We start from the raw sequence: 14,490 nt of genomic DNA, 5'->3' as shown, positions 1-14,490 counted from the left end.
CTCTACGACTCCTTATGCGCTGACTGAATTGCAGAGATAACGGCTTGTGCCTTACCACGAGTTTCATCTGCTTCGGCTTGTGGTTCTGAATCAAACACCACACCTGCTCCCGCTTGAACTTGAGCGATGCCATTCTCAACATAAGCAGAACGGATAACGATACAAGTGTCTAATGTGCCTTCGCCAGTGAGGTAGCCGACAGCACCGCCATAGCTACCACGGCGTGCTCCTTCGACGTCTCTGATAAGTTGCATTGCACGAATTTTCGGTGCGCCTGTCAGTGTTCCCATGTTCATACAAGCTTGATAAGCGTGCAGAGCGTCCAGATCGTCACGAAGCTGACCAACCACTCGGGATACTAAGTGCATTACATGGCTGTAGCGGTCGACCTTAAGCAAGTCTGCAACGTGGCGAGAACCTGCTTGGGAAATACGAGCGACGTCGTTACGCGCGAGATCCACCAACATCATGTGTTCTGCGTTCTCTTTCATATCAGTCCGCAGTTCAAGTTCAATACGGCTATCTAGATCGAAATCGATAGCGCCGTCTGAGCGTTTGCCACGGCGACGCGTGCCTGCGATTGGGTAAATCTCGACTTGGTTGGTGTGGGTTTCGTATTTAAGTGCGCTTTCAGGTGATGCGCCAAACAGAGTAAATAGTTCATCTTGCATGTAGAACATGTATGGGCTTGGGTTGCTCAACTTTAACTCTTTGTATGCCGCGAGTGGTGATGGGCAAGGCAGAATGAAGCGGCGTGATGGTACAACCTGAAAGATATCGCCTCGTACCACGTATTGCTTTAGATCTCGAACGATTTGGCAGAAATCTTGGTCTGAAACGCTTGGCTGCGGAGATACGTCGGTCAATTTGGTCGCTTGCGGTAAATGTTTCAGGTTAGCGCACTGTGATTGAATGCTTTCAATGCGCGCTTCCAGCGTCGTTTTTTCTTCGCTATTCGCAAACAATGTCGCTTGTAAATCACAAGACTCGCTCTGATGGTCTACCACGAGCAGAGTTTCTGCGACGTAAAAAACGTAGTCTGGGCATTGGTTTGATGCTTCAGCATCACCTAAAGGTTCAAAGTTCGCCACCATGTCGTATGCGAATAGACCACCAAGGAAAACGGCGTGTTGCTGATGTTCAGTAAGGTCAAAACTGTGCTGGACCAGACGCAACGCATCAAAAGAAGACGCTTCTCGTAAGCGAGAATCTTCATCGAGTGTATCGCAAGGCGCTTCAAACTCTAGTGTCAGTGTTTGACCATCAAATGATTGAGCCACATTGCTATGAATGTTGTAGGTCAAATGAGAAAGCAGGTGTTTACCGTTATTGGTCAGTGCTTGCATGGTCACAATGTGGCCATTGCAAACAATGCGAACAGCGGAATCAACGATTAGCAGACTTTTGAGGTTCTGTTTTGAATCTATCTCTGCAGACTCCAATAACAGGCTGTCGGTTTTGTTTTCACACAGAGTATGAAACAGACGAGTAGGATCCTGCGTGTAAGGTGCAGATGCTTGGATAACTTCAAGATTTCCCAGCTTTTTGATTTCAATGGCCTTGTTCACAAGACCTCCTTTTCATTTGTAATCTTTTTTACTTCCTGCCGTACATAGTCGCACAAAGAAAACATTCACCCAATGTGGAATTTGCTCTATTTGATGAATGTTTGACCAGTTGAGTGCTGAGTATCCGACAAAACAAAAAGCCCGCTTTAGTAGCGGGCTTGGTAACATTAATTTGGTAAATTAAAAGTACACGTTAGCCCACCAAGAACTTGTCCAAGTGCGCCACCAAGCAAGGTTTGCAGAACTGTCACGTAGAGAGTCAGCTGCAAGATTCGCTTTCTGGTTTTGGTTAATTTCTTGTAACATAGTGAGCCTTAATTCAGGTACTTCGTATTTGTGTACTAGTTAACTAGTGCAGAGGTAAAAAGTCAACTAAAAAAACACATTTATGAGAATTGATTTACACAGCCATACCACGGCCTCTGACGGACGGTTACCTGCTAACGAACTGATAGACAGAGCGCTCGGTTTTGATATCGATGTGCTGGCGATTACCGATCACGATACGGTAGATGGTTTAGAGATTGCGCATCAGTATGTTCAAGATAACCAGCTACCCATAACAATCATTAACGGTATTGAAATATCCACGGTGTGGCAAAACAAAGACATCCACATTGTTGGGTTGAATATAGACCCGCAGTCCGCCGAGTTGGCTCAGTTAATCGAACAGCAGAAAAAGCACCGTGAAGGGCGAGCAGAAATGATCGCTCATCGCCTGAGTAAAGCAACCCGAGAAGGGGTGCTTGAAGAGGTACAAGCCATTGCTGGTGATGCACCTATCACACGAGCACACTTTGCAAAATGGCTGGTGGACAATGGCTATGCTAAAACCATGCAACAGGTATTTAAAAAATACCTGACCCGTAATAACCCTGGTTATGTACCACCAAGTTGGTGTTCGATGGCTGAAGCAATCTGTGCCATCCATAGTGCAGGTGGTCAAGCGGTGCTTGCTCACCCCGGACGCTACGATCTTACTGCAAAGTGGCTCAAGCGACTGCTTGCAGCATTTGTTGAAGCGGGTGGGGATGCGATGGAAGTAGCCCAACCACAACAAGGCCAACAAGAAAGGCGCAACTTGGCCGATTATGCTATACAATACAAACTATTAGCGTCTCAAGGCAGTGACTTCCACTATCCGTCTCCTTGGATGGAACTTGGCAGGAATTTGTGGCTGCCAGCAGGTGTAGAACCTGTATGGAAAGATTGGGGTATTGAGCCTTCGCAAGTTAATTAGTCAATAGATTGGCATTAAATCAATACGTTAAAAATAGAGTCGAGAGACTCGATGATGAGGAATTACCATGAGCCAGTTTTTTTATGTTCACCCAGAAAACCCCCAGGCTCGCTTGATCAATCAGGCTGTGGCAATCATTCGTAATGGCGGTGTGGTTATCTATCCGACAGATTCCGGTTATGCATTGGGTTGTCAGTTGGAGAATAAACAGGCTTTAGAACGAATTTGTAAGATTCGTCGATTGGATGAAAAGCATAACTTTACTTTGTTGTGTCGTGATCTTTCTGAGCTGTCGCTGTACGCTCGGGTCGACAACACAGCGTTTCGCTTGCTAAAGAACAATACGCCAGGGCCGTACACTTTCATCTTCAAGGGGACGAAAGAAGTACCGCGTCGTTTGATGAACTCTAAACGTAAGACGATTGGTATCCGTGTACCTGACAACCAGATTGCGTTGGATTTGCTGGAAGCGCTTGGTGAACCTTTGATGTCGACATCTTTAATTCTTCCGGGCAATGACGTCACTGAATCTGACCCAGAAGAGATTCGTGATCAATTGGAGCACGCGGTGGACTGCATCCTAAATGGTGGCTACTTGGGTGAGCAACCGACGACCGTGGTCGATTTCAGTGATGACGAGCCTGTTATTGCTCGAGTCGGGTCCGGTGATCCAGCAGCGTTCGAGTAAGGACGCCTCTTTCCCAAACGTCCAATTATCTGAGCATAGTGTGTTGATACCTATGCTCTTTCAACCCGCAAAAAAACCGCGTGACTGCTATGCTGATTGTTAAGTCTAACAAACCAGATATGCAATATGCGTCATTTGCTTCTTATTCTATTCTTGTTTCCCGCTATTTCTTCTGCTGCACCGATAGAAGTGCGCGTTGTACAAAGTAATGGCAAACCAGTCAAAGATGCGGTGGTCTATGTTACCGCGTCAAACTTACCCGTTGAGCAAACGACAACTAACAAAACGTTAGTGACCGAAGTATCTCAAAACGGCCGTGCTTTTAAGCCTTATATTTCAGTAGTAAGAGTCAACCAACCGGTCCTATTTACCAACAAAGACGACATCTCCCACCATATTTATTCCATCACAGGCCCTCTCGATTTTTCTTTTGTGATTCGTGCTTCTGAACAGGGTGTTGAGAAATCTTTTCCTAGTGAAGGCGTGGTCGCCATGGGATGTAACATTCATGACTGGATGAGTGGTTACATCAAGGTGGTCGATACTCCTTATTACACCATTACCGGTAAGTCAGGGGTTGCCAGAATAACGCTTCCAGATGGGTTAGAAAGAGCGACCTTAACCGCTTGGCACCCACAGATGAACGAAACGCTGCAAACGGAAGTGGCGGGTGACCAAGAATTTGAACTGGCGTTAACCAAGAAAATGTCACCGATACCGAAGCAGAAAAATGCTCAGATGATTGATTTCTACGGGTCCTATAAATGAATCAATTTAAAAGTATCCAGACTCAAATACTGTTCTCTTTTCTCGCGGTGTTGATCGCTGTTCAATGCATTTTGTTTTACTCCATTTTCCAATCGAATGAAAAAGAAAGAGAAGAGCGAGCGCAAATACACCTCAGTACAGCAAAGGCGGTGTTTGAAAATCAGTTTGATCAACGTACGCGTAATTTAACCGGGTTTGCTCAAACCGTCGCAAAAGATTTTGGCCTTAAACAGGCTTTGAGAGAGGACGCGCGCAGTTTCTTAGTGGCGTTGAATAATCATCGCCAGCGGATTTCTGCCGACTTGGCGATTGCAGTTGATGAGAATGGTAATTTCATCGGCAAGCTGGTTTACGACAAAGGCACTAATCGAACCCGTGCCGATACAGAAAACAACATGCTGACCATGGAGGAAACCGCTGCTCCAGATGAGGACCGCCCAATACTCTATGACTATCAGGGAGCGGTGTTTCAATTAGTATTGGTTCCAGTTCAAAGTGGTGCTGAAACGGTCGCTTGGATAGGCTTTGGTTTTGCTATCGACCAGACTTTAGCGCAGCGACTCGCGCTACTGACAGGTATGAATGTCGATATCGGTTACCATGAGAGCGGGCAATGGTCATTGCTTGCCAGCAGTGTAGCAGATGCGGGCAATGGCCTTTCCGCTATAGAGCCTCAACAATCAGATGCACACACTATTGCGACTGAAGTGGCGATTGGCTTTAAAGACGAAAAAGATCTCATCGCATCCCTTTATCTCTCCAGAGCGGACTTATTCGCAACACTACAAAACCGATGGCTACAGATCATGTTGATCGTCTTGGTAACGTTTGGTTGTTCGATCGTCGCTGCCTTTTTACTATCAAAAAGTATCGCGAAGCCATTGCAGGGACTTGTGAGTAAAGCGAAGCAAATTGCTCAAGGAGAAAACATCGAAGCCTTGGTGGTGAATCGTAAAGATGAACTTGGTGTATTAGCCCATGAGTTTAACCTCATGAATCAGGCCGTTAACGACCGACAGGCTGAGTTAAACTACCGCGCTTATCACTCTGATCTTACAAAAATGCCGAATAAGAAAAAGTTGTTTGAAGACATTGCCAATCTTATCAACAAATCCTGTGATGGTTTTTTGCTCATTCGTTTCAGAGTGTTAGAATTTGAAGAGCTCAATTACAGCCTAGGGCTAGATACTGGCGAAGAGCTTCAGGTTGCAGCGGTCAGTCGATTAATGGCGTTGGAAGAGAAAGCACAATTTTATCAACTCGAATCGTCAGAATTTGCTTTGCTCTCCCAATGCAATACACAGCAGTCGGATGAGTACACTGCTAATGTCGTTCTTGCATGTTTGTCCGGAGCGTTCAACTTACAGCGCATTTCGGTAAGCGTGCATACTGTGTCAGGGTACTGCCGCTATCCTAAACATGGTGAAACTGCCCGTCAGTTGTTACACAATGCCGGTATTGCCTTACAACGAGCGATGAAGATTAAAGTACCAACGCTTGAGTTTGCCTCCAGTATGGCAGAAAGCGCAATCCATCGTGTTCGTTTGACGCATGAACTGACGGAAGCCATTCAAGGCGAACAGCTGGTACTTTACTACCAGCCAAAACTCAACCTTAAGACCTCGCAGGTGGATAAAGTCGAAGCTTTAGTAAGATGGATTCATCCACAACTGGGTATGATTCCACCGGATGAATTTATTGAAATTGCAGAAACCACTGGGCAGATAGATGCCTTGACGGATTGGGTCATGCGCAGTGCCTTGCAGCAACTACAAGTCTGGCGAGAGAGCGGATTCGAATTAGGTGTGGCAATCAATATCTCCGCGGTTAATCTAAAGCAGAAGAACTTTGACGACAAAATACTGACCCTACTCTCCCAGTTTGAATGCCGTGAAAACGAGGTCACAATTGAAGTTACAGAAAGTGCATTGGCTGAAGACCCTGAGTACGCCTTGTGTATACTCAGCCGATTGTCTGAGAGGGGGCTATCTATTTCAATTGATGATTACGGCACGGGTTATTCGTCGCTGTCGCAACTCAAGCACTTACCGGCAACAGAACTGAAAATAGACAAATCCTTCATTCTTAACGTTGCCAGTGATCAGCAAGATCAGACGATCGCACAGTCGACGATTAAACTCGCCAAACGCTTTGGGCTTAAAATAGTCGCGGAAGGTGTTGAAGATCAAGCTTCACTGGATTGGTTGGTTGCCCATGGCTGTGATCATGCGCAGGGGTATTTTATCAGTCGTCCACAAGCGGTTGAAAAGTTAACCAGTTGGTTAGAGTTGTTAGATGAACAACGTTGGAGCAAAACAGAGCTAAAAGCCACTGAGATAGGCTCGGTGCACTCAGGACAATAGTGCCGTCTAATTAACAGCGTATTTGAGGTTGTAAAATCTTACCCTCACTCGTTTTATGGCTCTGGTGATTGCTGTTGGAAATGAAAATAATGCATGCGTTTTTTTAGAGAATTTGCGATAATACGCGACCGCGATTTAGGGTCGCAAAATAGAATCGACGTCTGAGAAGACGACACAAAGGTAGATTGATGAACGAAAAATTACAGAAAGTGTTAGCGCGAGCAGGCCATGGCTCACGACGCGAACTTGAAGCTTTGATTAAAGCGGGTCGTGTGAGTGTGAACGGCGTTGTGGCTAAGCTTGGTGAACGACTAGAAGACGAGAATGCGGTAGTTCGTATTGACGGCCACACTGTTTCTGCGAAGGCGCAGGAAGAAGTGGTGTGTCGTGTACTTGCGTACTACAAACCTGAGGGTGAGCTGTGTACTCGTCATGATCCAGAAGGTCGTCGAACTGTATTTGACCGTCTGCCAAAAATCCGTGGTTCTCGTTGGATCTCTGTTGGTCGTCTGGATGCGAACACATCTGGCCTACTACTATTCACAACCGATGGTGAGCTTGCTAACCGTTTGATGCACCCAAGTCGTCAGGTTGAGCGTGAATACCTTGTGCGCGTATTTGGCGATGTTGACGAGAAGAAAATACGTAATCTAGTTAGTGGTGTAGAGCTTGAAGATGGTCTAGCGCGATTTGAAGACGTTGTTTACGCAGGCGGTGATGGTATGAACCACACTTTCTACGTTGTGATCAACGAAGGTCGTAACCGCGAAGTACGTCGTTTGTGGGAATCTCAAGACTGTACAGTTAGCCGCCTAAAGCGTGTCCGTTACGGTGATATCTTCCTTGATAAGAAACTGCCTCGTGGCGGATGGATGGAGCTAGACCTCAAAGAAGTGAACTACCTACGTGAATTGGTAGAACTGCGTCCTGAAAAAGAGACGATGCTTGATGAAAACAAAGCGAATACATCACGCAAGCGTGAACGCTCACGTAGTCAGAAAATTCGTCGCGCAGTTAAGCGTCATGAAGAGCGAATGAACAACGGTGGTGGACGCAGCAACAATCCAGCGCGTCGTAAACCGCGTAAAGGTGCAGGCGAGCAAGGTGCTCGTAATAAACAGCGCCAGCGTTAGAAATATGAATAAAAAAGCAGCCACATAGGCTGCTTTTTTGTATTTAAAATCAGATAAATAGCGTGCCTTTAAGCGCAATCACTGCGCTACCAGAAAGCTTGACTCGCCCACTTTCCACTCGTTCGATATCCAGATAGCCGCCCCTTGAAGATGCTTGGTAGGCGGTGAGGACAGGCTTATCGATTTTTCCTGCCCAGAACTCAGCCAATGCACAGTGCGCTGAACCTGTCACCGGATCTTCATTCACGCCGACCCAAGGCGCAAAGTAGCGAGAGACGATATCGCTATTGGATTGGGTGGATTGAGCGGTAACGATGATCCCTCGCCCCGTTTGTCTAACCAATGAGGAAAAATCTGGGTTTAGCTCATGCACCGCTTGTTCGTTGCTAAGCTCGAACAGCTCTTTAGAGTCAAACTCACAGTAGGACACTACCTGTTGTTCAGATAACCCAAGTGCACGAAGTCTCTCTTCAGAACACTGTTGTTGGTACTCCAATTTAGGTGCGGGGAAGTCCAACGTATAAGTCGAACTCAGCACTCTAACACTAAGCAAGCCAGAAAGGGTATTAAAAGTAATGCTGTCGCCAGTTGCCATCTTTCCTTGTTGCTTTAGGACATGGGCAACAGCAAGCGTGCCGTGCCCGCACAGTTTGACTTCTACTTCGGGTGTGAACCAGCGCAAGCGCATATCGCTTAAGGACAAAAATGCCGTTTCAGACACCGCCATTTCTGCGGCAATAGCAAACATCAATGACTCATCAAGTGGCTGGTCCGTAATGCAGACACCCGCTGGATTGCCTTTGAAAGTTTCTGTGGTAAATGAGTCGACTTGATAGATGTCTAATTCCATGTCTTGTATTCCGCTCTGATTAAGTGTGATTGCGCATACTAAGTTGCTTAATGTTTTCTCGCAACCAATTGATTTTCGGATTGTATGCATTGCGCTTATGCCAAATCAATGTAAATGGAATCAACAACTTTTGCTTAAACTCTTCTTCAACAGGGATAGGTAAGCTGGTGAGATTCGGGTGCAACTGTTTGACATAATGCTCGCAGTAATTGGGGGCAGTAGTGATGTACTCATGACCTGTTTGGGCTGCCATAAACAGAGATTGCTCAAAGCTTGCCATGGTTAATGTACTGGCTCGGCTCAGGCCTTGCTCTGCAAGGACGTCATCAAGGGCCCAAGTTTCACTCTTCTCCCAAAGGATATTAATGTGGGTGTAACGAAGAAAGGTATCCAGATTCCACTCTTGCTTAAGCGCTGGGTGGTCATCACGTAAATAGACTTTGGGTAGATCGGTAAACAGGACTTCGTAGTCCACAAAGTAGGGGAGAAGGTCAAGTGACTCTTTAGAGCGAGGATGACTCTCCCGACCAGTAAAACCGATGTCAGCATCGCCACGGATGATGGCCTCAAGTGAATCGTAATCCCAGTTGCTGGTTTTTATTTTGGCCTGCGGGTAGCGTCCGTGTATTTGCTGAATCAACTCCCCCAGCAAAGTCAGTAACAAAGGCGACTCTATCGCGAGATGAAACTGAATCCCTTTCGTGGACTCTTGAGTGCGCCTTTCTGCAATTTGAGCACCGATTTGCAGCCAGTCATTGAGGTCTTGTTCCATACTGAGGGTCAGCGGTGTGGGTGCCAGTCCGGTTGGAGTTTTGACAAACAAAGGATCATCAAACCAATCGCGCAGCTTTCCCAGTGATTTACTCACGGTCGAAGGCGTAACATTGAGCTTTTTCGCTGCTCTGGAAACACTCAGCTCCTGAAGCAGAAGCTGCAATGTAAACAGTAAATTGAGATCAAGCCGTGCCAGAGATTTCTTCATAACGCTGTAGTGGTGTCGGTTTTGGTATCCATAGTATTAGAGCAAAGCTGATTAGGCTACCTGCCGCCAGTATTATTATCAGCATGTTTAGAGCACTGATGCCCAAAATACCCGCAAACCATATGTAGAAGGCTGAGCTGCATACTTGTGAAATGCCCAACAAAGAGCTGGCAAGGCCGGCACGTTTTGAAAAAGGGCTGAGTGCCTGACTCATGGCCACGCCAAAGCCGAGAGAAAAGCCAGCGCACAACAGCCCAAAGCCTACGAAGTACCCGATATGACTCAATTGAATAAAGTGAGTGATGATTAACGTAGCAGCAGACGCCGAAAAAAACGCTTGGGATAACAGGCTCAGACTTCGCTGCTCAAATCTGGCCAGCAGGAGAGGCGCAGAAAAAGACGTTAGCATACTGATTAACGCAGTGAGCGCCATAACGGTCGAATAGCCGCCGCGATCGAAACCCATATCACTCATAATCAGCATTGGTGAAACATTAACGTATGTCAGGATCATGGTGACACTAAATGAAGTCACCATCAGGCGACTCAAGAAGTAACGGTCTTTAAAAGATTCACTCTCTAAATTAGTCGGCTCATTCAAAGGTTGCTTGGTGGCCTTAGGTCGGCTCTCTTTTAGAGCAAATAGCGATAGAAGACAGACGATCACTCCCATGCCGGACATGGTGGTGAAAAGCGCAGGCCAAGGGGAGTGAAGCATAATCAAATGGCCGATGACGGGAGCAATGACTGGCACGATGCAAGTGATGCCGTTGATCATTGATAGAACCTTGGCTCTTCGCTGGTCGTCCAACACATCGCGCAAAATCGCGAACGCAACGACGTAACATGAACCAGCGCCGATACCCTGGGCAAATCTCGCAATGAGAAACTCCGTACTTTGGGTCGATGTTCCGCCCATAATTGACGCCGCGACAAATATAGCAGCACCGGCAATCGCTACGGGTTTTCTTCCCGATGAATCCGCAATTCGACCAGCAACTAACATCGTGGTCGCCATGCCAGCCAGATAGACCGAAAAGGCGATGTGTAGCTCGGCTTCTGTTGCGTTCAAGTCTTGAGCAATTTGCGGTAAACCAACCAGATACAGGTCTATGGCCGTGGGATAAAGTAAAACAAGAGTAAAGCTACAAAGCAAAAATCGAATCATGGAAACCTCGCGAACTGAGAAGTCCTGATACTAAATTGCGCTTGAGGGAACCGCGAGTGGCAAATGCGACAACGGGTATTTCCAATGACGACAAACCCTTTATGAGTGAGAATGATTGGGAGGTGAACAAAAAGGGGCAATCAACATTGCCCCTTGTGTTTATAGCGTTTGGTTAAGCGCGAAATACCGCCCTTGTTTCTCAAGCAGCGCCTGATGGCTGCCATGCTCAACGATTTGGCCTTGTTCAATCAGACAAATCGAATCCATCTTATCAAGGTTGACCAAGCGGTGAGTGATGAAAACGACGGTTTTATCTTCAAAATGCTGTTCAAACAGCTGCATGATTTGTTGCTCAGTCTGTTTATCCAAGCCTTCTGTCGGCTCGTCTAGCAACAGAATAGGGCCATTATGAAGCAGCGCTCTCGCTATACCGATACGGCGTTTCTCACCTCCGGACAACTGTCGACCACCGTCACCTAACCAAGTATCCAAGCCCTGATCGTCAAGTAGTTTCTCAAGTCCTACTCTAGTCAGAGATTCGCTTAGCGCTTCATCACTAGCATCAGGGGAGGCCATCAACACGTTGTCACGCAAAGTACCATTCAAGATATCAACCCTTTGGCTGACTACACTGATTGCCTGACGAAGTTGGCTTTCACTCCAATGACGAATGGATTGGCCTGCAATCTTAATGTCGCCTTGTTGGGTGTCCCAATAGCGATTCAGCAACTGCATTAATGTCGATTTGCCCGAGCCGGTTTGACCCACCACTGCGATGCGGTGCTTGGCAGGGATTTGTAGGCTAATGTCTTTCAGTGTATTTGAGTCGCCATCCGGATAGCGGAAAGTGACATTCTCATACTCAATTGAATACGCGTTGTTGTGCTGCGTGTTCTCTTCTGGGAACTGAACATCAGGCTCGGACAAGATGATGTCGTTTAATCGACGTGCTGAAGTCAGTGTTTGACCCAAATGCTGGAAGGCGCCGGCAATTGGCATCAGAAGCTCGACACTGGCCATAGTGGCGAATACCACCAAGGCAATCATAGGGTCTGGCATATTACCGCCGACACCATCTGCCGCTAGCCATAGCATCAGAACAATTGTCCAACCGTTAGCAAGCATCAGCAATGCTTGGGCTAAACCAGCAAAGTGAGCGTTAAAATACTGATTCTTCAGTAAGCGTTCTTGCACATTTAGAATTGCATTGCGGTAACGTTCTTCGGCTCCAAACAGAGTGAGCTCGCTATAGCCTTGTAACCAATCTAATGTCGCGATACGCAGGTCGGCTTTGTTTTGTGTCAGCTCTGCGCCATTAGTTTTACCTAATTTGTAGAACAACACTGGCCAGATAAGCAGTAAAGCCATAAGAATGGCGCCAAGTGTTAAGCCGAGCTCCATGTCAAACCAGCAAATTAGCGTTGTTATACCTAGGATGCCAAGTGTGCCTACGACCATAGGACTGACAAGGCGAAGGTAGACGTGGTCCATTGCGTCGATGTCGGCAACTAGGCGGTTAAGCAAGTCTGCATCACGCAGGTTTGATACTCGACCCGGAATTAATGGTGCGAGCTTAGCGAAGAAGAAAATACGCAGATCGGTCAGTAGCTTGAAGGTGGCGTTGTGACTGACTACGCGCTCTCCCCATCGACCGGCGGTACGTCCCATAGCAAAGCCACGAACAAAAGCCCCTGGCAGCATGTAGTTGAAGGTTTCTCGGGCGATAGTTAATCCGGCTACTGCAGCAGCAGATAGGAACCAGCCTGACAAAGTCAACAAGCCTATAGAAGCGAAGAGAGTCAGGAAAGCCAACAGCATGCCCAGCGATAGGCCGAACCAGTGCTTTTTATACAGTTTTAGATAGGGAATTAAATCACGCATCGAGATTCCCCTTATTGGCTTGGTTGAGAGCATTACTCGCCTGAAGCATATTTTGGAATAACCCCTCTTGATTGGAGAGTTTATTGTAGGGACCACTTTGAACAATCTCGCCGTTTTCCATGACCAGAATCTGTTCAACCCTTTGTAGATGGCTGAGCTGGTGGGTGACCATCAGTGTTGTTTTACCTACGACCTGATCCGCTAACCCCTGCATAACCAAGCGCTCACTACGTGCATCCAGACTTGCGGTTGGTTCATCAAGTAACCAGAACTGACCGTTTTGAACCATTGCTCGTGCCAAAGCAAGTCGTTGCGCCTGACCGACGGAAAGGCCACCAGAGCGGTCAGATACGGCGTAATCGAACCCGTGTTGCTCAACGAATTCTGCGGAGAAAGACTCTTGTAATGCGGTTTGAATGGTATCATCCGATACGTTGTCTTTGCCTAACGTGATGTTGTCACGAATAGAACCATGTAACAGCAACGGATTCTGGCCAACCCAGCTGATTTTTTCTCGCCAGTTCTCGAGGTTCAGTTCTGTTCTTTCAATACCATTGATGATGAGTGACCCTTGATATGGTAGGAATCCGAGTATCGCATTGATTAAGCTGGTTTTACCGGCGCCACTTGGGCCAACTAAAGCTGTCGTTTGAGCCGTCGAGAGCTCAAAACTCACCGGGCCAAGCAATTTAGTGCCTTCAGGTGAGAACACCTCTAAATCTTTTGCTTGGATAGAAATTGCGTCACTCGCGCTGAGCGTTTTGTCACCTGAACGAACGGCACCGACATCAGTATCAAGGAACTCAACAATGCTTTCAGCAGCCCCAACCGCTTGTTGCTTAGCATGATAGAAAGTGCCTAAATCACGCAGCGGCTGATAAAACTCAGGAGCCAGCACCAGAATGAACAGACCAGCCATTAAAGTTACACCCGCACCATAGTCGCCAAAGTTAAGCTCGCCGATAAAGGCAAAACCGAAATAAACGGCTGTCAGTGCAATGGAAATAGAGGTAAAGAATTCTAGAACGGCAGATGAAAGAAACGCAATCTTAAGAACATCCATTGTGCGAGTTCGGAACACTTCGGAAGCGCCGCGCATCACTTCAGTTTCCGCTTTGGTTCGGTCAAACAGACGAATGGTGGTCATCGACTGTAAACGGTCATAAAAGTGACCGGACAAACGTTGCAACGCTTTGAAATTTTTGCGGTTTGCGTCGGCTGCTTTCATACCAACTAGGGCCATAAACATCGGCACCAAGGGGGCAGTTAGCAAGAAGATAAGTCCAGCTGCCCAGTTCACTGGGAAGACAACAATAAGAATCACGAAAGGAACCAGCACAGATAAGGACATCTGAGGTAGATAGCGAGCAAAGAAATCATGCATATCTTCTACTTGTTCAAGCAGCAGTGTGGCCCAAGAACCAGCAGGTTTACCTTTGATGTAAGCGGGCCCTAACTCTCGAAGTTTATCGAGAATAAGCTGACGTATATAGAGACGAATTTGCTCACCGCAGCGATAACCTGCGATCTCCCGACCCCAGGAACACAGTGCTCGAACGCCAATAACGGCAGCTAAACCTAGGAAATATGGAATCAGTTCATATTTGTCGACCTGTTCAATGATCAATTGATGAAGAATGGTGGCGAGCAAGGCTGCTTGAGCTAATAAGAACACGCTTGAAAGTACGCCGAGGCCAACAGCAATCATTAGCCAGCGTTTCGCTAACTTACTTTGCTGCTTGAGCCATTTATTCAAGCTGCGCTGTTTCTTTTTGTCCATCGTGAAGGCTTAATGATAATTATTATGACTAATCGAGGCTCGCGATTATACAAAAGAAAGCCTCGTGGG

12 protein-coding genes and 1 other annotated feature are annotated in these 14,490 nt (G+C 46.9%); of the genes, 5 read left to right on the top strand and 7 right to left on the bottom strand.

Going from position 1 to position 14,490, the window contains the following annotated elements:
• Positions 1-2: 2 nt before the first annotated feature.
• Together TW84_RS04440 and trpL2 are read right to left on the bottom strand one after the other, a co-directional pair.
• Positions 3-1,568 (bottom strand): anthranilate synthase component 1, encoded by a 1,566-nt coding sequence (locus tag TW84_RS04440; RefSeq protein WP_045974472.1) that lies wholly within the window; start codon positions 1,566-1,568, stop codon positions 3-5.
• 131 nt (positions 1,569-1,699) lie between these two features.
• Positions 1,700-1,802: a sequence feature (Trp leader region), on the bottom strand.
• Positions 1,749-1,874, bottom strand: a complete 126-nt coding sequence (gene trpL2, locus TW84_RS04435) for a tryptophan operon leader peptide (protein ID WP_045974471.1) — start codon at positions 1,872-1,874, stop codon at positions 1,749-1,751. Its footprint overlaps the feature before it by 54 nt.
• An 82-nt stretch (positions 1,875-1,956) precedes the next feature.
• Between trpL2 and rnm the strand changes: the two genes are divergently transcribed.
• From rnm to rluB, 5 genes are all read left to right on the top strand, one after another.
• Positions 1,957-2,808, top strand: coding sequence for an RNase RNM (gene rnm / locus TW84_RS04430; RefSeq protein ID WP_045974470.1), 852 nt, complete (start codon positions 1,957-1,959; stop codon positions 2,806-2,808).
• A gap of 67 nt (positions 2,809-2,875) precedes the next feature.
• Positions 2,876-3,496: an L-threonylcarbamoyladenylate synthase gene (locus tag TW84_RS04425; protein ID WP_045974469.1), complete on the top strand. Its 621-nt coding sequence runs from the start codon at positions 2,876-2,878 to the stop codon at positions 3,494-3,496.
• A gap of 126 nt (positions 3,497-3,622) precedes the next feature.
• Complete coding sequence (locus TW84_RS04420; protein WP_045974468.1) at positions 3,623-4,264, top strand: cupredoxin domain-containing protein; 642 nt, start codon at positions 3,623-3,625, stop codon at positions 4,262-4,264.
• The gene (locus TW84_RS04415; RefSeq protein WP_045974467.1) at positions 4,261-6,627 is read left to right on the top strand and encodes a putative bifunctional diguanylate cyclase/phosphodiesterase; all 2,367 of its coding nucleotides are present in this window, start codon (positions 4,261-4,263) and stop codon (positions 6,625-6,627) included. The genes TW84_RS04420 and TW84_RS04415 overlap by 4 nt, the downstream gene beginning before the upstream one ends.
• A gap of 188 nt (positions 6,628-6,815) precedes the next feature.
• The gene (rluB, locus tag TW84_RS04410; protein ID WP_045974466.1) at positions 6,816-7,760 is read left to right on the top strand and encodes a 23S rRNA pseudouridine(2605) synthase RluB; all 945 of its coding nucleotides are present in this window, start codon (positions 6,816-6,818) and stop codon (positions 7,758-7,760) included.
• 49 nt (positions 7,761-7,809) lie between these two features.
• Here the strand turns inward: rluB and TW84_RS04405 are convergent, their stop codons facing one another.
• The 5 genes from TW84_RS04405 to cydD all read right to left on the bottom strand — a co-directional run bounded on the left by TW84_RS04405 (position 7,810) and on the right by cydD (position 14,421).
• On the bottom strand, positions 7,810-8,610 hold the full coding sequence (locus TW84_RS04405) for a PhzF family phenazine biosynthesis protein (RefSeq protein ID WP_045974465.1): 801 nt from the start codon (positions 8,608-8,610) through the stop codon (positions 7,810-7,812).
• A 19-nt stretch (positions 8,611-8,629) separates the two neighbouring features.
• Positions 8,630-9,592 (bottom strand): HTH-type transcriptional regulator YidZ, encoded by a 963-nt coding sequence (gene yidZ / locus TW84_RS04400; RefSeq protein WP_045974464.1) that lies wholly within the window; start codon positions 9,590-9,592, stop codon positions 8,630-8,632.
• Positions 9,567-10,760, bottom strand: coding sequence for an MFS transporter (locus TW84_RS04395; protein ID WP_045974463.1), 1,194 nt, complete (start codon positions 10,758-10,760; stop codon positions 9,567-9,569). The genes yidZ and TW84_RS04395 overlap by 26 nt, the downstream gene beginning before the upstream one ends.
• A 159-nt stretch (positions 10,761-10,919) precedes the next feature.
• Positions 10,920-12,641, bottom strand: coding sequence for a heme ABC transporter ATP-binding protein/permease CydC (gene cydC, locus TW84_RS04390; RefSeq protein WP_045974462.1), 1,722 nt, complete (start codon positions 12,639-12,641; stop codon positions 10,920-10,922).
• Positions 12,634-14,421 carry a heme ABC transporter permease/ATP-binding protein CydD gene (cydD, locus tag TW84_RS04385; protein ID WP_045974461.1) on the bottom strand — a complete coding sequence of 596 codons (1,788 nt, stop codon included), beginning with the start codon at positions 14,419-14,421 and terminating at the stop codon, positions 12,634-12,636. Before cydD ends, cydC begins: the two co-directional genes overlap by 8 nt.
• Between the last annotated feature and the right edge of the window lie 69 nt (positions 14,422-14,490).

Origin of the sequence: Vibrio neptunius, assembly GCF_000967495.1 — a bacterium.
GTDB lineage: Bacteria > Pseudomonadota > Gammaproteobacteria > Enterobacterales > Vibrionaceae > Vibrio > Vibrio neptunius.
The sequence above is the reverse complement of the archived record's forward strand: the minus strand, read 5'-3'. Positions and strand labels throughout refer to the sequence as shown.